This window comes from Bradyrhizobium sp. NAS80.1, assembly GCF_001908205.1.
Taxonomy (GTDB): Bacteria; Pseudomonadota; Alphaproteobacteria; order Rhizobiales; family Xanthobacteraceae; genus Bradyrhizobium.
In genome coordinates this window covers 15,028-34,488 of the sequence record NZ_LGHL01000178.1, presented here as the reverse complement: position 1 = coordinate 34,488, position 19,461 = coordinate 15,028, and the positions used below count along the sequence as shown (strand labels likewise).

Genomic DNA, 19,461 nt, shown 5'->3' with positions numbered 1-19,461 from the left:
GGCCGCGGGCTCAGCGGTGCCCGTACTGCAGAAGACAAATCCTTGAAAAGTCGCTGCACAAACAAGTTCTGCCAAAGTAGTGCTAGCAGTCCAGCAGCTTCATCTGATCCCGCGCCACGAAAGACTCTGCAAAGCCTCATCAAACACGCTGGCGACTTCCTTCTTCTCAAACTCCGAGCCGCGCACCGCGGTGTGATCGGCGGTCACCGTCAATCATCTGCTGGAGATAGATTCATGCGCCGACACGATCGCCATCAGACTCTTCTCTGAGATGAGGCAGTTGTCCTGTGGTTCCATAGATGAATCCCCAAATTGCTGACCGTTCCCGGGACGGACCTGCCTCGTCATCCACCGGCCGCATCAAACTCGGAATAGCCCGATCAAGGCAGAGGCGGTGTTGCTCGGATGCTTACCGCTCAATCTCTGCCCGCATCACATGGCCTGCCCTCGCCGATCCGGCCGAGCAGTGAATCGACATCGGCAAACCGGACCTGCGCGCCAAAGTCGGAAGCGCTGTTGATATCGATGTTCTGGTAGACCAGCTGCGCTTGCGGCGTCACGGTTCACACTCACCATTGATAGCGCAGGCCGGCGGTGCCTTTGACGCCGTTGCGCTTGCCGCCGCCGTCGTTGCTGATGGCGAACTGATAGCCGGCATCGCCATAAGCGGAGAAAATGCGCGTCGATCTTCGTGGTGAAGCCGGCGTCGACATCCATTTACTGCGCTGACGTGACATTTGCGTCACACCGTGGAGCCTGACGTGTCAATCTGGCATGTCGGAAATCAGCCGCCCCTCGCGTGATGCATGAACAACTCTCAAGCGTAGGCGGCATTAATCCGAATATGATTCAGCTTTCGGTAGGTCGACCCGCAACCGAAATAGCTCCTCGGGAAGCCTAGCGGCGTTGCCCACACCCACGACTGGCAATAGCTCGGCGTGGTTCCGGCTTGCCGGGATTCGATCATTTGCCGATCAGGCCCAGCGCCGTTTTGATGACCTGCGCAGATGTGGCCGCATTTCTAAACATCTCAAATTGTTGCTGACTGTGAACTTGCGTGGTACGCGCAACAGCGCTGTCGCACAGCCGGGAGACTGCCTCGAATAATCCAATGATTAACTCGACGGCGACATATTATCGCCCGCACATTGACGGGCTCCGGGCCGTCGCCGTGATGGCGGTGGTGCTCTTTCACGCATTCCCCGAGATCGTCCCGGGCGGATTCATCGGCGTAGACGTCTTCTTTGTTATCTCTGGCTTCCTGATCTCGGGAATTATCTTCGACCAAGTCAGCGACGGCTCCTTTACGCTCACTGACTTCTACACCCGACGTGTCCGGCGTATCGTTCCAGCGCTGCTTCTGGTAACGGCTATAACCGTCGCAGCTTCGTGGCTTATCCTTCTGCCAAGTGCCTTTGCGCATTTCGGCCAACAGGTTCTGGCTAGCTCGCTCTTCTGCGCCAATTTCTTCTTTTGGCTCCAATCCGGTTATTTCAGCCCCGACGCGAGTTCATTCCCGCTTCTGCACCTCTGGTCCCTCGGCGTCGAGGAGCAATTCTACATCGTCTGGCCGCTCCTGGCGCTGGTGTTGGCGAAGCCGCGACAATGGTTCGTCGCAATCCTGCTAATTGGAGGGGCCTCTTTCCTGCTCTCGGTGGTGCTCGCCGATCATCGCGAGTTTGATTTTTATCTGCCTGCTACCCGCGCATGGGAACTGATGGCGGGGGCTGCCTTGGCGTGGCTCGACCGTCGCGCGCCGGCAATGAAGAGACTGCCCATCCCCAGCTTCCTTTTCGGAACTGGGCTTGCTCTGATCACGGCCAGCTCTTTTCTGTTCGATCAAACCGTCCAATACCCAAGCTGGCGCGCGGCAGTGCCCGTCACTGGCGCTGCGCTGATCGTGACTGCTGGAGCGCAAAGCCGCTTCGCCGCTTTCGTTCTCTCCAACCGCGCGGCAGTCTTCACAGGCCTCATCAGCTATCCACTGTATCTATGGCATTGGCCGGTCCTCGTGCTGGCGGCCGCCGCGAAATTCATGCCGCTGACGCCCCTTGAGCGCGGCGCAGCTGTCGTGATCGCCTACGTGCTCGCGGCCACAACGTTCCGATTTGTCGAGCTCCCGATTCGATCAAAGCGCGCGTCACGCACACACGTCATCACCTTGACAGCCGGACTTGCCGCGATCGCTGTTGTGGGGGCGATCATCACAGGCGCGGGCGGTTTCCCAAACCGCTTTCCAGCCGACTTGCTGATAGCTGACAGCGAGCGACCCGCCGCGTGGCGGGTGGACGAGTGCCTCCTGAATCTGGCGTCACAAACTCAATTCGCGGAAAGCTGCATCGAAAGCCGCCGACCGCTGGTCGCGGTGTGGGGCGACTCGACGGCCGGCGCGCTTATGCCGGGATTGCGGGACATGCAAAGCCGATCGCCCTTCGGGCTGACGCAGTTGACAGCCAGTAGCTGCCAGCCGTTGCTGGCTGGCGTGCCTCCAAGCTGCGAAGCCAACAATCGGCGTGTTTTGGCGCTGATCGAACAGGCGCACCCGGACGTCGTATTGCTTGCCGGCTTCGGCCCGCTTGACGAGGCCGAGAAGGAAGGTTGGACCGCAACGTTGGCAGCTCTGAAAGGCATTCGCACGCGTGTCGTTGTGATCGGCCCTGCCCCCCTATGGAAGCGCGGCTTGCCCGAACAGTTTCTCAGTTACTACATCTCTCACCGAGACCGACTTCCGGAGCGATCCAACACTCAAGTCAAGAATCTGTGGGACGAACGCTCCGCCAAACAGTTCTTCACACAACAGAACGTCGAGTACGCTTCGGCGTGGGATCGGCTCTGCAATGCCGATGGCTGCCTGACCAAAACCGATGAAAAGGGGCTCTCGGCTCTGGACGGCGTGCATCTCAGCGCAAGTGCTTCCATTTTTCTTGTCAATTCGATCAACAATGACGTGGCCTTAACGCCGAGGGTAACGGATCAGAACGGGAGGCAATAACGAGTGGCAGCATCCGGCCTCTCCGCGCTGGCAATCAATCGTACGGATGAGTTGGGCTGAAGTCAGCTTCGTTTGCTGCGCCGAACACCACGCCGGCGGTCCTTCGCCGCCGGCTTCGGAGCCAGTTCCGGCATCTCGGCTTGAACCTCGCGATAGCGCGCCAGCATCCGTTCAAAACTGGCATGCAGCGTCTCGGCGATGTCGGGGCGCCGCTCGAGGCCGGCCAGGATCGATGCGGCCGCCTCAATGGTTGAGAGACCGTCGCGGCGCGGCTCGCGGCGGAGGCGCCCATAACGCGAGGGGTGCGCCGGGTTGAGGATCACGCGCTGGCATTTCAGCATCCAGGGATTGCGCCACCACAGTGCCTTGGCCTGGCTCCAGGTGCCATCGAGCAGCACCACGCCCTCGATCTTGTTCAGGATGGCACGTTGGTTCTCCGCGACCTCGCCCTTGCGGGTCAGCGCGACGATCTCGCCCTCGGCCTCGAGATCGGCGGCGCGCGCCGAGCCGAGATACAGCACGGCCCAGCGCGCGGCGTTCTCGACCGGCCGGCCCAGCGCCTTGGACAGGCTCGGCCAGGACAGGCCGACGCGCACGGTGGCATCGGAGAAATGCCTCGCCAGCAGCCGCGCGGTGCCGAGCGCCCTGTCCTGCTCCTGCGGATGCTGGAGGATCAGAAGCCCGAGGCGATTTTCAATGGACGTGACACTGTCGCAGATGCACAGCGGCATCGGCTTCTGGCAGTGCGGGCATTCGGGGATCGGCTCGGCCGGCGCGGCGGTCGTGTCTGGCGGGTTCGACATGGGCGCCGCTATACGCTCGAAGCGGCGCTTCAACAACCTATTCCGCCGGCGCGGCGAGCGGGCGCGGCTCGGAGCGCCGCCGCAGCCGGTCGATCAGCAGGTAGATCACCGGCGTCGTGTAGAGCGTCAGGATCTGCGAGACGAGCAGGCCACCGATGATGGTGATGCCGAGCGGGCGCCGCAGCTCAGTGCCCGGCCCGGTTGCGATGACCAAGGGAATGCCCGCGAACAGCGCTGCCATGGTCGTCATCAGGATGGGACGGAAGCGCACCTGACAGGCCTCGAAGATCGCCTCTGCCGAGGACAGGCCGCGCTGGCGCTCGGCATCGAGCGCGAAGTCCACCATCATGATGCCGTTCTTCTTGACGATGCCGATCAACAGGATGATGCCGACGAAGGCGATCACCGTCAGCGGCGTGTTGGTGATCTGCAGCGCGAGCAACGCGCCGAGGCCGGCCGAGGGCAGCGTTGAGATGATCGTGAGCGGATGGGCGAGACTCTCATAGAGCACGCCCAGCACGATATACATCGCGACCAGTGCGCCGAGGATCAGGAGCGGCTGGCGGCCGCTGGTCCTGGCGAAATCCCCGGCATTGCCGTCGAAACTGCCGCGAATGCCTTCCGGCATATGCAACTCCTCGACCGCGCGCTGGATGTTCTGGGTGGCGACCTGGAGCGGCACGTTCGGCAAGAGGTTGAACGAGACCGTCGTCGAAGGAAACGATTGCGAATGATAGACCGCGAGCGCGGCGAGCCCGCGCGTCGCGTGCACAACGGCCGACAGCGGCACCTGCGTGTCGCCCGCGCCGGCGACATAGATCCGTTCGAGATTGGACGGATCGACCTGGAATTTCGGGTCGATTTCCAGCACGGTCATGTACTGGTTGCGCTGGGTGTAGATGATCGAGATCTGCCGCTGCGAGAACGCGTTGTTCAAGGCGTTGTCGATGTCCTGCACCCGGACGCCGAGCGCCGAGGCCTTTTGGCGGTCGATCGAGAGGGTAAGCTGAAGTCCGCCGGGGTCGCGGTCGCTGGAAATGTCGGTGATGCCTTCGACCGTCTCCATGCGCTTGGCCACGATCGGGGCCCACTTCTGGAGCAGGTCAAGGTCGGTGCTGGAGAGCGTGTACTGGTAATCGGAGTCGCTCTGCCGTCCGCCCGCGCGCACGTCCTGGGCGGCGAACATGAAGAGGCGGATGCCGGGCACCGGGAATAGAGCACGCCTGAGACGGTCGATCACGACTTGCGTCGAGACGTGGTCGCGTTCTTCCGGCGGCTTCAGGCTGATGAACATGGTGCCGCGGTTCGAGGTCGCAGCCCCCGGCCCGCCTCCGCTGCCGACCGTCGAGCCGATGCCGGCAACGGCCGGATCCTGCATCACGATGTCGGCAAGCCGCCGCTGCAGGCTGAGCATCGACTGGAACGAGATGTCGGCCGAGGCGCGCGTCGCGCCGATGACGAAGCCGGTATCGTCGGTCGGGAAATAGCCCTTGGGGATCTTGATGTAGAGCGTCACGGTGAGGCCGATGGTTGCGAAGAACACCAGCAGCGTCAGCAGCGGAAATTCCAGCACGGTGCGCAGGGTGCGGGTGTAGAAGGCGACGATGCGCGACAGCGAGCCTTCGATGACGCGGTCGAACAGTGTCGCAGTCCCCGAGGTGGTCTCCCGGATGTAATGGGCGCATATCATCGGCGTGACCGTCAGCGACACCAGGGTCGAGACCACGATCGCGAAGGTCAGCGTCAGCGAGAATTCGCGCAGCAGGCGCCCGACGATGCCGTCCATGAAGATCAGTGGCGTGAAGGCTGCGATCAGCGACAGGCTGATCGAGACCACGGTGAAGCCGATCTGCCGGGCGCCGTCGAGGGCCGCCTGAAACGGCCGCAGGCCATGCTCGAGATTGCGGTACATGTTCTCGATCATGACGATGGCGTCGTCGACGACGAAGCCGACCGAGATCGCGAGCGCCATCAGCGACAGGTTGTCGATCGAGAAACCGGCCACCCACATGCCCGCGCAGGTCCCGGCCAGCGCCAGCGGCACCGAGATGCCGGCCGCGATCGTCGGCGTCAGCCGCCGCAGGAACACGAACACCACGACCATCACAAGGAAAGCGGTCGCCAGCAGCGTCCACTGCATGTCCAGCACGCTGGCGCGGATCGTGCTGGTGCGGTCGACCAGGGTGGAGACGTCGACGCCGGCCGGGATCCACTGCCTCAGGTTCGGGATCAGCGCTTTCACCCTGTCGACGGTGTCGATGACGTTGGCATCGCCCTGCTTGGTGATCTGGATCAGCACGGCCGGCTGCTTGTTGAACCAGGCGATCGAGCGGGCGTTGCGGACAGAGTCCTCGATGTCGGCGACGTCGGAGAGCCGCACGAAATTGCCGCCGGAGCTCTTGATGACGATGTCGCGGAACTCTTTCGCGGTGCGCATCTGCCGGTTCAGCGACAGCGTCTCGCTCTGGCGCTCACCGTTGAAGATGCCGACCGGACCGAGCGGGTTGGCGTTGATGATCGCGGTCCGCACGTCGTCGGTGGCAATGCCGGCGTTGGACAGCGCGACGGGGTTGAGTTGCACCCGCACAGCCGGCTGGTCGGCGCCGCTTACCGTCACGTCACCAACACCAGGCACCTGCGAAATGCGCTGTGCAAGGACCGTATCGGCGACGTCGTAGATCGCGCTGGCGGATAGGGTCTTCGAGGTCAGCGCCAGGACGAAGACGGGGGCGCCGGCGGTGTTCGCTTTCCGGAATCTCGGCAGCGTCGGCAGATCACTCGGCAGGTCGACCAGCGCGGCATTGATCGCCGCCTGGACGTCGCGGGCCGCCTTGTCGATGTTGCGGCCGATATCGAACTGGAGCTGGATGTTGGAGACGCCGAGCGCGCTCGTCGAGGTGATCTGGTTGATGCCGGCGATCTCACCCAGGCGCCGTTCGAGCGGCGAAGCGACCGTCGCGGCCATCACGGAGGGATCGGCGCCCGGCCGGTTCGCGGTGACGAAGATGGCGGGAAAGTCGACGTTCGGGACCGAGGCGACGGGGAGGAACTCGTAGGCCACGACACCCAGCAGGAACAACCCGATCGACAGCAGTGTGGTCGCGACCGGACGGCGGATGAAGGGCTCCGAGATCGATGCCATCACTGCATCCCCTCGGTCGCGCCCGCGACAGGCGGGCCGCCGGATTCAGCCGGCGGCAAGGCCTGCTCGAGGCGGCGGTTGATGCGGTCGAGCGCCAGATAGATCACGGGCGTCGTGTAGAGCGTCAAGAGCTGGCTGAGCAGCAGGCCGCCGATGATGGAGATGCCGAGCGGAAAGCGCAGCTCGGCGCCGGTGCCGCTTTCGATCGCGAGCGGTAGCGCGCCGAACAGCGCCGCCAGCGTCGTCATCATGATCGGGCGGAAGCGCAGCAGGCAGGCCTGCACGATTGCATCGTTGGCCGACATCTCCTGCCCGCGCTCGGCTTCGAGCGCGAAGTCGATCATCATGATCGCGTTCTTCTTGACGATGCCCATCAGGAGGATGATGCCGATCAGGCCGATCACCGAGAGGTCCTGCCCGAACAGGACCAGCGCCAGGATCGCGCCGACACCGGCCGACGGCAGCGTCGAGAGGATGGTGATCGGGTGGATGTAGCTCTCATAGAGCACGCCCAGCACGATGTAGATCGTGATCACGGCCGCAAGCAGCAGCCAGGGCTGGCCGGCCAGCGCCTTGGCGAATTCGGCGGCGTCGCCTGCATAAACGCCGACAATGCTGTTGGGCATTCCGATGCGCGTCTCGATCGTCTTGACCGCCGCGACCGCATCGCCCAGCGCCGCGCCCGGCGCGAGATTGAAGCTGAGCGAGATCGCCGGGAATTGCGCCTGGTGCGAGATCGCGAGCGGCGCGGTGGTGCGGGTCAGCGTCGCCACGGCGGACAGCGGCACCTGCGCGTTTGGCCCGCCGGCGATCGCGCCCGCCCCGCCCGGCAGATAGAGCTTCGACAGGATCGAAGGATCGCGCTGGTACATCGGCAGTGCCTCCAGCACGACGCGGTACTGGTTGGCCTGGCCGTAGATGGTCGAGATCTGGCGCTGCGCGAAGGCGTCGTTGAGCGTATCGGTGATGGCCTGGAGGCTGACGCCAAGCTGGCCAGCGCGGGTGCGGTCGACGTCGAGCTGTGCCCGCAAGCCGCCTTCCTGCGCCTCGGACGAGACGTCCCGGAACAGGGGATCCCGGCGCATCTCCGCAACCAGCTTGCGCGCCCATTCCGACACCAGCGTCGCATCAGTGCCGGTCAGCGTGTACTGGTATTGCGAACGGCTCGACTGGGTCGATATCTGCACGTCCTGAACCGGCTGGAAATAGACGGTCATGCCGGGGATGCCGGCCACCCTCTCCTTCAGGCGGGTCACGACCGCGGCGACATCGTCGCGCCGCTCGCCGCGCGGCTTCAGCGTCATCACGAGACGGCCGACATTGGTGGTCGGGTTGACCGAGCCTGCGCCGATCACCGAGACCACGCCGACCACGTCGGGATCGGCCTTGATGGCGTCGGCAGCCTCAGCCTGCCGCTTCTGCATCTCCGCGAACGACACGTCCGGTCCGGCTTCCGTCACCGCTGTGATCGAGGCCGTGTCCTGGAGCGGCAGGAAGCCTTTTGGCGCGACGACGTAGAGAACCAGGGTCGCAATCAGCGTGGCGAAGGTGACGAGCAGCGTGGCGCGCTGGCGCTCCAGCACCCAGAGCAGCGTCCGGTGATAGAACTCGACGGAGCGGTCGATCAAGCGGCTGATCGCAGCCAGCCCCGGCACGGCAAGCTCCTCGTGGGCGTGCTTGAGCAGCCGCGAGCACATCATCGGCGTCAGCGTCAGCGAGACCACCGCCGAAGTCACGACCGCGATGGTCAGCGTCAGCGCGAATTCACGGAACATCCGCCCCACGAGGCCCGACATGAACAGCAGCGGGATGAAGACCGCGATCAGCGACACCGTCAGCGAGATCACGGTGAAGCCGATTTCGCTGGCGCCCCTCAGCGAGGCCTCCATCGCGCCGTCGCCGTTCTCCATGTGGCGGACGATGTTCTCGATCATGACGATGGCGTCGTCGACGACGAAGCCGGTGCCAATCGTGAGCGCCATCAGCGACAGATTGTCGAGGCTGAAGCCGGCAAAATACATGATGCCGAAGCTCGTGATCAGCGACAACGGCAGCGCCACGCCGGCTATCAGCGTGGCCCGCAGCGAGCGCAGGAACAACAGCACCACCAGCGTCACCAGCACGACGCTGAGGATCAGCGTGAACTGCACGTCGCGGACGGAGGCGCGGATTGTCACGGTACGGTCGGAGACGATGGTCAGGTTCACGCCGGCGGGAATGGCGCGCTGGACTTTAGGGATTTCCGCCCGGATCTGTTTGACGACGTCGATCACATTGGCGCCGGGCTGGCGCTGGATGTCGATGATGACGGCCGGCGTGCCCTGGTACCAGCCGCCGGTACGGTCATTCTCCAGGCCATCGACGATCTGCGCAACGTCGGCAATCGTGACCGGCGAGCCGTTGCGATAGGCAATGATGATCGGCTTGTACGCCTCGGCGACCGCAATCTGGTCGTTGGCCGCGATGATGTAGGATTGCTGCGCGCCGTCCAGCGATCCCTTCGGCCCGGAGACGTTGGCGTTGGCGATCGCGGCACGCAGGTCCTCCATGGCGATGCCGTAGGCCGCCAGCCGCGAAAGGTCGGCCTGGATACGAACCGCCGGCTTCAACCCGCCGAGCACGGAGACGCGTCCGACGCCGGAAATCTGGCTCAGCCGCTGCGCCAGAAGCGTGTCGGCGATGTCGCTCATCGCCCGCAGCGAGATCGTGTCGGAGCGCAGCGCCAAGGTCATCACCGGCGCGTCCGCCGGGTTCACCTTGGCGTAGGTCGGCGGATAAGGCAGGGTCTTGGGCAGCACGCCGGCTGCCGCGTTGATCGCGGCCTGCACGTCCTGGGTTGCGCCGTCGATGTCGCGGTTGAGATCGAACTGGAGCGAGATCTGGCTGACGCCGAACGAGCTGGTCGAATTCATCGCCGACAGCGACGGGATCTGGCCGAGCTGACGCTCCAGCGGCGCTGTGATCAGCGAGGCGATCACGTCCGGGCTCGCGCCGGGTAACTGCGTCGTCACCTGCACGGTCGGGAAATCGACCTGCGGCAGCGCCGAGACCGGCAGCGAGAAATAGCCGAGCGCGCCGCCGATCAGCAGCGCGATACCGAGTAGCGAGGTCGCGATCGGCCGGCGGATGAAGGGTTCGGAGACGCCCATGGGATGCGCCTGCCGCTCAGGCGGTTGCTGTTGGAATCATGGCTGCTTTGCTCCGCTGCCCGATGCCCCCGGACTTGCCCCCGGTCCTGGCGCCGGCCCGGTCTGACCCTTCTGGTCGCCTTCGCTGCTCTTCCGCTTGGCGCGGAATTCCCCGTCCTTGGCTTGCCCGTCCTTCTGGCTTTCCTTCTGGCTTTCCTTCTGGCTTTCCTTGGCGCCGTCCTTCTTCTGAACGTCCGGTCCGAGCGAGCGCTTGCGCGGCGCGAGATCGGCCGACGGAGTCTGGTCATCGCGCCCGACGATCACCTTGGAGCCGTCGGACAGGTTGGCAAAGCCCGTGGTCACGACCCGGTCGTTCGGCGACAGGCCGCTGGCGATGACAGCATCATGCTCATTCTGCTGGGTCACCGTCACGGGCTTGGCTGAGACGACGTTGTCCTCGCCGATGACATAGCTGAAGGTCCCGATCGGGCCGCGCTGCACCGCCGAGGTCGGCACCACCAGCGCCTGCGTCAAGGTCTCGACCTTGAGGCGGACATTGACGAACTGGCCCGGCCAGAGCTGATAATTGGCGTTGGGGAACTCCGCCTTGAGCCTGAGCGTGCCGGTGGTCTGGTCGACCTGGTTGTCGATGCCCGTGAGCTTGCCGGTGTCGATCACCGTGATCCCGTCATTGCCGAACACGTCGACCGCGAGCGCCCCCTTCGCCGCCGCCGCATTGACGCGTGTGATCTGCTGCTGCGGCAGGCTGAACCACACCGCGATCGGCTGCAATTGCGTGATGACGACAAGCCCCGTGATGTCGGCGGCGTGGATGATATTGCCCTGATCGACCTGGCGAAGGCCGGCGCGGCCCGAGAGTGGCGCCACGATCCTGGTATAGCTCAGCGTCGCCGCCGCGTTGTCGATCGCGGCCTGGTCGGCCCTGACCAGTGCCTCGGTCTGTGCGACCAGCGCACGCTGGGTGTCGGCCTGCTGCTTGGACCCCGCATTGGAGGCGGCGAGCTGCTCGTAGCGAGCGAGGTCGATGCGCTGGTTGGCGAGCTGGGCCTGGTCCTGTGCCTTCTTGGCGACGGCCTGGTCGTACTGCGCCTGGTAGATCGCCGGATCGATCTCGCCGAGCACGTCGCCCTTCTTGACGTCCTGCCCTTCGGTGAAATTCACCGCGATCAGCTTGCCATCGACCTGCGAGCGCACGGTCACGGTGTTGAGCGCGCGGATCGCACCGACGCCGTCGAGAAAGACCGGCACGTCCTGGATACGCGGAGTCGCAGCCAATACCGGCACGGGCAGATCGGGCCGCTGATTGCGGTTGTTCGCCTGCTGTTGCTGATGAATCGCGGTCCAGCCGACATACCCGAGGCCGCCAAGGATCGCGAGCGTGATCAGGGTCATCACGAAGCCGCGACCGCGCGACTTCTTCGCCGTCCCCTGTTTCGCGCTTTCCTTCATATCCGGCTTAAAGAGCATTGACCGGTTTCTCCATTCGCGGCTCCCAGCCGCCGCCGAGCGCTTGATACAGGCTGACGATGGCAAGAAGCCGTGCGAGTTGGGCCTGCCACAACGCATCTTCCGCCTGAAATAGTGTCTGCTGGACGTTCAGCACGGTCACGATGTCGGCGGTGCCGGCGTGCAATTGCTGCTCGGCAAGATCGAACGCGCGCTTCGAGGAGGTAACGACATCGCGCTGCAATTGCAGCTTGATCGTGGTCTGCTTGATCGAGTAGAGCGCATTGTCTACGTCGGCAAAGGACTGGACGATGGTCTTGCGGTAGGTCTGGAGCAATTCATCCTGCCGCGCCTTGGCGAATTCGAAATTGCCGAGGATCTTGCCGCCGTCGAAGATTGGTTGCGTCGCGCTGCCGACGAGCTGGAAGAACGCCGCATGCGGCTGGAACAGCGACACAAGCGCGGAGCTCTGATAGCCGCCATTGCCGGTCAATTGGATGGTCGGGAAGAACTGCGCACGGGCGTTGCCGATATTGGCGGTGGCGGAGGCAAGCTGCGCCTCCTGCCGACGGATGTCCGGCCGCTGCGTCAAGATTTCTGACGGCAGGCCCGGCGTGACGCGCGGGATCGCGATCTTGTTCAGCGAGCCGCCGAGCACGCGCACGCTCTCCGGCGGCCGCGACACCAGCACGGCGAGCGCGTTCATGTTCTGGTCGAGCGTCTGGCGCAACGGCGGCACCGTCGCCTTCTGGTTGCCCAGCACGCTCTCCTGCTGCGCGACGTCCAGATCGGTGCTGGTACCGGCCTTGCGGCGCTCCTTGATGGCATCGAGGATGCGCTGTGCGCTCGCGATGTTGTTCTGCGCGGTCCGCAGCCTGTCCTGCGAGGACAACACCTGGAAATAGGCGTTGGCAACCCCTGCCAGCGTCGTCAGCGCGACGACGTCACGATCGAACCGGTTGGCGATCGCCGTCTCCTCCGCCGTCTGCAGCGCGTCGCGGTTCTGGCCCCAGAAATCGAGCTGGTAGCTCGCGCTCAGGGAAGCCGAATAGTTGACGACCTCGCGGCCGCCGTTGGTGAGTCCGGAGGCCGACGAGCCAGAGGTGCGCGAATAGGTCTCGGAGCCGCTGCCTGACAGGCTCGGCAGCAACGCCGCACCCGCCTGCCGCGCCAGTGCGTCGGCCTGGACGATGCGCGCGACGGCGGCGGCGATGTCGAGATTGACGGTCTGCGCCTCTTCCATCAGCTGCGTCAGTTCCGTGGACCGGAAGCCGCGCCACCAATCCAATGATGGCGGCGCATCCCCCTTGCCCGCATATTTGTACTGGGCGGGAACGTCGAGCGCGGGATCCGGAAGATCCTGCGTCAGCACGCAAGCCCCCGAACTGGCGGCAACGCACAGCACCGCAACCCAGCGCGCCGCACGCCGCGTCCGGGACGCAGAACCAGTAGACCGCCGCAGGGCGATCGCAGGAACAGCCTGTGTCACATCCACCCCCCGCCGGGCAGATCGAGCCGCCACCGCGTAGCCGGATTAACCGATTCGCGGTCGGACAGTCGGGGGGCTTTCTGCAGCTCGTTCAAAGGTACTGCTTTCTGCGGAACATGACGTCCATTCTAGCCGGGTGCGGAACCGCGGGACAGTCCCGCACCTGCGAGATGCACACCCAAACGCACCGATGTCGGTATCACGCAAATGCAAGATGGCCCTGTCTTGCAGCGATTTTTCGTATACCCGCTCAGTCATGGAGCGCATTCAATCTTACCAAGATTTCATGTGATATTGCGGCCACACCGGCGCCGGGTCTGCACGACCAGGCCGTGCAGACCCGCAACAGCGGTGATGCGGGTTCATCTCACTCTCAAAGCCCGGCCGAACCATTCTCACGAAGCCGTCAACTGCCGAGAACGAATACCCAACCATAGCGCAGATATGACTTCCGTCTTCCGCGTACCATCCATCTTGTCGAGGACATACCTGGCCCGCCGGCGCGCTCGGCCCGAGCAGTCTCTCCTTCCGGAATATCGTTGCTTCGGCGGGTACTTCGACCCGTCTCGCCGCAGCGCAAAAGCCTTCCCCTTTGGCCTGCCAAGCACTAGGTTTGGGCCAAGCCTGCTCAACCCCTTGCTAGTGATTTTCCCCTGACATGACCATTCGAAACGACGTTGTCGAAGCCATCGGCGACACCCCGCTGATCAAGCTCAAGCGCGCCTCGGAACTGACCGGCTGCACCATCCTGGGCAAGGCTGAGTTCATGAATCCGGGCCAATCGGTCAAGGACCGGGCTGGCAAATGGATGATCCTGGAAGCGGAGAAGCGCGGCGAGCTCAAGCCTGGCGGTCTCGTAGTGGAATCGACTGCCGGCAACACCGGCATCGGGCTCGCCGTCGTCGCCAGCGCCCGTGGTTATCGTACGCTAATCGTGATCCCGGAGACGCAGAGCCAGGAGAAGAAAGACTTTCTGAAGTTGTGCGGCGCCGAGCTGATCGAAGTCCCCGCCCTGCCCTATGCCAATCCCAACAACTACCAGCATGTCGGGCGCCGCCTCGCGGATGAGCTGCGCAAGACCGAGCCCAATGGCGTGCTGTTCGCCGACCAGTGGAATAACCTCGACAACGCCAAGGCGCATTACGAGTCCACAGGGCCGGAGATCTGGGAGCAGACCGGCGGCAAGGTCGACGGTTTCGTCTGCTCGGTCGGCAGCGGCGGCACGCTCGCCGGCGTCAGCCGCTATCTGAAAGAGAAGAACAAGAACGTGAAGATCGCCTGCGCCGACCCGCACGGCGCCGGCATGTACGAATATTTCAGGACGGGCGATGCCAAGGCGACGCCCGGCGGCTCGATCACCGAAGGCATCGGCCTCAACCGCGCGACCGCGATCGTCGAGACCGCGAAGGTCGATGATGCCTATCTCATTCCCGATGCCGAAGCCGTCACAGTGATCTACGAGTTGCTGCAGCACGAAGGCCTGTGCCTCGGCGGCTCGACCGGCATCAACATCGTCGGCGCCATGCGCCTCGCCAGGCAGCTCGGGCCCGACAAGACGATCGTCACGGTGCTCTGCGATTCCGGCAGCCGCTATCAGTCAAAGCTGTTCAATGCGGACTTCATGCGCGCCAAGAACCTTCCAGTGCCGGAGTGGCTGGAGAAGCGCAGCAATATCAAGCCGCCGTTCGTCTAGGTCGAGATGGCTTTCAGACGCGTGAAGCCTAGGGCCGCGTATCGTAGGGTGGGCAAAGCGTAGCGTGCCCACCATGCTGCTCGCGATTGCCGAACCATGGTGGGCACGGCGCAAATGCGCCTTTTGCCCGCCTACGAGATCTGCGATCACCGCAAAATCTGGCTCAGGAACAGCTTGGTGCGCGCGTGCTGGGGCGTAGCGAAGAACTCATTGGGCGTATTGGCCTCGATGATCTGACCGGCGTCCATGAACACCACGCGGTTGGCGACCTCGCGGGCAAAACCCATCTCGTGGGTGACGACCAGCATGGTCATGCCCTCCCGGGCGAGGTCGACCATGGTGTCGAGCACCTCCTTGACCATCTCCGGATCGAGCGCCGAGGTCGGCTCGTCGAACAGCATCACCTTCGGGTTCATCGTCAGCGCGCGCGCGATCGCGACACGCTGCTGTTGGCCTCCGGACATCTGTCCCGGAAACTTGTTGGCCTGATGCGGGATCTTTACCCGCTCCAGGAATTTCATCGCGGTCGCCTCGGCGTCCTTCTTGGGGATGTTGCGCACCCAGATCGGCGCGAGCGTGCAATTATCCAGCACCGTGAGATGCGGGAAGAGATTGAAGCTCTGGAACACCATGCCGACTTCGCGGCGCACCGCGTCGATGTGCTTGAGGTTCGGCCCGAGCTCGATGCCGTCGACGACGATCTCGCCTTCCTGGAACTCCTCGAGCGCATTGATGCAGCGGATCAGCGTCGACTTGCCGGAGCCCGAGGGGCCGCAGATCACGATGCGCTCGCCCTTGTGGACCTCGAGGTCGATGTCGCGCAGCACGTGAAACTCGCCGTACCATTTGTTGAGGCCGGAAATCTTGACGATGGGGTCAGCGGACATGGTGGAGCTCGATCAGTTGCGACGGTGGGCGTTGAGGCGGTGCTCGACGAAGAGCGAGTAGCGCGACATTCCAAAGCAGAAGATAAAATAGATGATACCGGCAAATGCGAAGCCGGTGAACAACGTCGACGGCGTCGACCACTTCGGATCCGCGAATGACGCTCGCAGGGAACCGAGCAAATCGAACAACGCCACGATCGAAACGAGCGAAGTGTCCTTGAACAGCGAGATGAAGCTGTTGACGAGGTTCGGAATGACGTGGCGCAGCGCCTGCGGCAGCACGATCAGCGAGGTCGTCTTCCACCAGGACAGCCCGAGGGCGGCGGCAGCCTCACCCTGCCCGCGCGGGATCGCAGCTAACCCGCCGCGTACGTTCTCGGCCTGGTAGGCGCCCGTGAACAGCGCGATTCCGATCAGCGCGCGCACCAGCCCGTCGACCGTGAAATTGCCGGGCAGGAACAAGGGCAGCATGTAGGTCGCGAAAAACAGCACGGTAATCAACGGCACGCCGCGCCAGAACTCGATGAAGGCGATCGAGAAGATCCGGATCAGCGGAATGGTGGAGCGGCGGCCGAGAGCCAGTGCAATGCCGATCGGCAGAGAGGTGACGATCCCGGTGACGGAGACCACCAGCGTCACCAGGAGCCCGCCCCACAAGCTCGTCTGCACGATGGGTAGTCCGCCGTGATCAAGCCCCATCAGCTTGATCACGATCGCGATGGCGACGAAGGCGGCGAGGCTCGAGGCGAGCGTGCGCCAGCCCGCGCGCACCCCGCCACCAAGCCAGAAGGCGATCAGGGAGACGACGACGGTCGTGATGGCGAAATCGACCCAGACCGACTGGCCGGTCCCCTGGATCTGATCGTGCAGCCAGGTCAGCGGAAAGATCAGCCAGGAGATCGCCGTGCCAACCAGCAGGATGAGACTGCCGATGACCCACAGCAGCGGTGCGATGGCAGAGGTCTTGCTGAGACTCAGCAGAGCCTGCCCGGCGCTCATGATGCTGTCGTCGAACAATTGCAGCAGTCCAGCCGTCCAGCTCAGGCCGAAGCCGGAGAACCCGCCGCCGTGCAGCAGGAAGAATGCGACCACCGGAAAGGCGAGGAAGAACAGGCCCGCGTTGAGCCCCTTCGCCGGCAGACGTGGAACGAGCAGCGGCAACAGCAGAACTGCCGCCAGGATCAGTGCGAGGTTGACCCGCCAGCGCTCGGCCTCGGGATAGAAGCCGTAGATCAACTGCGGCAGCTTGGCCTGGATGTAGGGCCAGCAGGCGCCAACCGCGAAGCCGGCATTCTCGGGCAGGCACGCCGCGCGGTCCTTGCCGGTCCAGACCGCGTCGACCATCAGGAACCTGACGGATGGTACGATGGTGAACCCGAGCAGCAAGGCGCCGACGATCGTGAGCAGGATGTTGGTCGGCGAGTTGAACAGGCGGGTGCGCACCAGGCCGATGAAGCCCGTGGTCTTCACCGGCGCGGGACGCTCAGTGAGCAGGTCATGGCGGACGAAGCTGGACGAGGTGATATCGCTCATGCGCCAAGGCTCCGGCTGACGCGCCAACCGTAGACGCTCATGACGGCGCTGGTGACGAGAGAGATCAGGAGATAGACGCCCATCGTCATGGCGATGATCTCGATCGCCTGCCCGGTCTGGCTCAGCGACGTGCCGGCGAACACCGAAACCAGGTCAGGATAGCCGATCGCGACCGCCAGCGAAGAATTCTTGGTGAGGTTGAGATACTGGTTGGTCAGCGGCGGCACGATGACGCGCATCGCTTGCGGCACGACGATCAGCCGGAGCGTGGCGCCGCGACTGAGGCCAAGCGAGGATCCCGCCTCCATCTGCCCCTTGTGCACGGACAGGATGCCGGCGCGAACAATCTCGGCGATGAAGGCGGCAGTATAGGTCGACAGGGCCACCGTCAGGGCCACGAACTCCGGAATGATCCGCGAGCCGCCGGCGAAATTAAAGCCCTTGAGCTGAGGCAGTTCGAACGTGAAAGGCAAACCGAACACCAGCATGGTAACGAGCGGCAGCCCGAACAGCAGGCCCAGCACATAGGGCCAGATGCGGATCATCTGCCCCCGCTGAAACAGCGCGCGCCGCGCATAGATGCGAAGCGCCAGCGCGCCGACGATGCCGACCGCCAGCGCCGCCAGGAACGGCTCAAACCCGCTCTCGCCGATCGGGCGGGGAATGACCAGTCCGCGATTGCTGATGAAGACAATGCCGAGAAGCGAGATGCTTTGCCGAGGATTTGGCAGGGCCGCCAGCACCGCCAGGTACCAGAACAGGATCTGGAATAGGACCGGCAGGTTGCGGATGATTTCGACGTAAATCTCGCCGACGCGCGACAGGAGCCAGTTGGGCGACAGCCGGCACAACGCGACGATGAAGCCGATCACGGTGGCAAAGACGATGCCGACCACCGAGACCACGAGCGTGTTCAGAAGCCCGACCACAAACACGCGCAGGAACGTGTCCGAGCCGGTGTAGGAGATCAGGGTCTGGTTGACGTCGAAGCCGGCATTGTTCCGGAGGAAGCCGAAGCCGGCGGCAATGTGCTGGTTTTCGAGGTTGGCGCGGGCGTTGGAGACGATCTCGTAGCCGATCCAGCCCAGGATCGCCGCAAAGGCAAACTGGACGGCAACGCCGTTCCAGCCTGCCTTGCCGCCCAGCACGCGCCTGACCTTCAGCGCGATCTGGACCGGCGGTTTACGGGCCTCGGTGCTCATCGCCGCAAGCCGCGGATCGAGCGGGATCAGCGGATCGGTGGCGCGAACTGGAGACCGCCCTTGTTCCACAGATTGTTGAGACCGCGATTGATGCCGAGCGGCGAGCCCGCGCCGACATTGCGATCGAAGACCTCGCCGTAATTGCCCACGGCCTTCACCATCCGGATCACCCAGTCCTTGGTGAGGCCGAGCTGTTCGCCGTAATTGCCGTCGGTGCCGAGCACGCGCTTCAGCTCCGGATTTTCCAACTTGGCCTTCTCGTCGACGTTCTTCGAGGTCACGCCGAGCTCTTCTGCGGTGACCATCGCAAACAGCGTCCACTTCACGATGTCGAACCACTGGTCGTCGCCATGCCGCACCATCGGTCCGAGCGGCTCCTTCGAGATGATCTCAGGGAGCACCATATGCTCGTTGGGATTGGCCAGCTTCAGGCGATTGGCGTACAGGCCCGACTGGTCGGTGGTGAAGACGTCGCAGCGCCCGGCTTCATAGGCCTTGACCGTTTCGTCGTTAGTCCCGAACGCGATCACCTCGTACTTCATGTTGTTGGCCTTGAAGTAGTCGGCGAGATTCTGCTCGGTGGTGGTGCCGGTCTGCACGCAAACGGAGGCGCTGTTGAGCTCGAGCGCCGAGTTCACCTTGAGCGACTTCTTCACCATGAAGCCCTGCCCGTCATAGTAGGTCACGCCGGTGAAGTTGGCGCCGAGCGAGGTATCGCGCGAGATGGTCCAGGTGGTGTTGCGCGAGAGCACGTCGATTTCGCCGGATTGCAGCGCGGTGAAGCGGTCCTTGGCCGACGTCGGCACGTACTTGACCTTGGTCGGGTCGTCGAAGATGGCGGCCGCGATGGCGCGGCAGACGTCGACGTCGAGGCCGGTCCAGTTGCCCTTGTCGTCGGGAGAGGAGAAGCCCGGCAGACCCTGGCTGACGCCGCAAGACAGCACGCCCCGGTCCTTGACCGTCTTGAGCGTTTGCGCATCGGCGGCTTGGGCGGTCAGGCCGGCGGCGAGAGCGAGAGAGAGAGCCAGGGTTACGCGTTTCATGGGCTGAGGGCCTTTCAAAATCGTCTCAAGGTCAGGAACGTTGTCTCAGGATCGTCTCTGCCGGGGCTAACTGTACAAAGAC

At 63.9% G+C, this 19,461-nt stretch carries 13 protein-coding genes; 2 read left to right on the top strand and 11 right to left on the bottom strand.

All coding sequences use genetic code 11. The annotated features are described in order from the left end of the window. Positions 1 to 416: 416 nt before the first annotated feature. Both AC629_RS45850 and AC629_RS47225 read right to left on the bottom strand, forming a co-directional pair. Entirely contained in the window at positions 417 to 560 is a 144-nt protein-coding gene (locus AC629_RS45850) for an autotransporter domain-containing protein (RefSeq protein WP_143199647.1), read from the bottom strand. 9 nt (positions 561 to 569) lie between these two features. Continuing rightward, on the bottom strand, positions 570 to 737 hold the full coding sequence (locus AC629_RS47225) for a hypothetical protein (RefSeq protein ID WP_168195644.1): 168 nt from the start codon (positions 735 to 737) through the stop codon (positions 570 to 572). A 374-nt stretch (positions 738 to 1,111) separates the two neighbouring features. Between AC629_RS47225 and AC629_RS33970 the strand changes: the two genes are divergently transcribed. After that, positions 1,112 to 2,992, top strand: a complete 1,881-nt coding sequence (locus AC629_RS33970; RefSeq protein WP_084809152.1) for an acyltransferase family protein — start codon at positions 1,112 to 1,114, stop codon at positions 2,990 to 2,992. A 62-nt stretch (positions 2,993 to 3,054) separates the two neighbouring features. Here the strand turns inward: AC629_RS33970 and AC629_RS33965 are convergent, their stop codons facing one another. The 5 genes from AC629_RS33965 to AC629_RS33945 are packed head-to-tail and all read right to left on the bottom strand — an operon-like array spanning position 3,055 to position 13,027. After that, positions 3,055 to 3,795 carry a tRNA-uridine aminocarboxypropyltransferase gene (locus AC629_RS33965; protein WP_084809151.1) on the bottom strand — a complete coding sequence of 247 codons (741 nt, stop codon included), beginning with the start codon at positions 3,793 to 3,795 and terminating at the stop codon, positions 3,055 to 3,057. Positions 3,796 to 3,832: 37 nt separating this feature from the next. Then, positions 3,833 to 6,937 (bottom strand): efflux RND transporter permease subunit, encoded by a 3,105-nt coding sequence (locus AC629_RS33960; protein ID WP_084809150.1) that lies wholly within the window; start codon positions 6,935 to 6,937, stop codon positions 3,833 to 3,835. After that, a complete protein-coding gene (locus AC629_RS33955) occupies positions 6,937 to 10,086 on the bottom strand; it encodes an efflux RND transporter permease subunit (protein WP_084809149.1) in 3,150 nt (1,049 codons plus the stop codon). The genes AC629_RS33960 and AC629_RS33955 overlap by 1 nt, the downstream gene beginning before the upstream one ends. A 36-nt stretch (positions 10,087 to 10,122) precedes the next feature. Then, on the bottom strand, positions 10,123 to 11,553 hold the full coding sequence (locus AC629_RS33950) for an efflux RND transporter periplasmic adaptor subunit (protein WP_084809148.1): 1,431 nt from the start codon (positions 11,551 to 11,553) through the stop codon (positions 10,123 to 10,125). Further along, on the bottom strand, positions 11,543 to 13,027 hold the full coding sequence (locus tag AC629_RS33945) for an efflux transporter outer membrane subunit (protein ID WP_143199646.1): 1,485 nt from the start codon (positions 13,025 to 13,027) through the stop codon (positions 11,543 to 11,545). Before AC629_RS33945 ends, AC629_RS33950 begins: the two co-directional genes overlap by 11 nt. Positions 13,028 to 13,679: 652 nt before the next feature. Between AC629_RS33945 and AC629_RS33940 the strand changes: the two genes are divergently transcribed. Next, complete coding sequence (locus AC629_RS33940) at positions 13,680 to 14,714, top strand: cysteine synthase A (RefSeq protein ID WP_084809147.1); 1,035 nt, start codon at positions 13,680 to 13,682, stop codon at positions 14,712 to 14,714. A gap of 146 nt (positions 14,715 to 14,860) precedes the next feature. Here AC629_RS33940 and AC629_RS33935 read toward each other — a convergent pair whose 3' ends face one another. The 4 genes from AC629_RS33935 to AC629_RS33920 are packed head-to-tail and all read right to left on the bottom strand — an operon-like array spanning position 14,861 to position 19,379. After that, positions 14,861 to 15,601, bottom strand: a complete 741-nt coding sequence (locus AC629_RS33935) for an amino acid ABC transporter ATP-binding protein (RefSeq protein WP_084809146.1) — start codon at positions 15,599 to 15,601, stop codon at positions 14,861 to 14,863. Positions 15,602 to 15,613: 12 nt separating this feature from the next. Continuing rightward, on the bottom strand, positions 15,614 to 17,134 hold the full coding sequence (locus tag AC629_RS33930) for an amino acid ABC transporter permease (RefSeq protein ID WP_084809145.1): 1,521 nt from the start codon (positions 17,132 to 17,134) through the stop codon (positions 15,614 to 15,616). Then, entirely contained in the window at positions 17,131 to 18,336 is a 1,206-nt protein-coding gene (locus AC629_RS33925) for an amino acid ABC transporter permease (RefSeq protein WP_084809153.1), read from the bottom strand. Before AC629_RS33925 ends, AC629_RS33930 begins: the two co-directional genes overlap by 4 nt. A 26-nt stretch (positions 18,337 to 18,362) precedes the next feature. Further along, complete coding sequence (locus AC629_RS33920; RefSeq protein WP_084809144.1) at positions 18,363 to 19,379, bottom strand: amino acid ABC transporter substrate-binding protein; 1,017 nt, start codon at positions 19,377 to 19,379, stop codon at positions 18,363 to 18,365. Positions 19,380 to 19,461 lie beyond the last annotated feature (82 nt).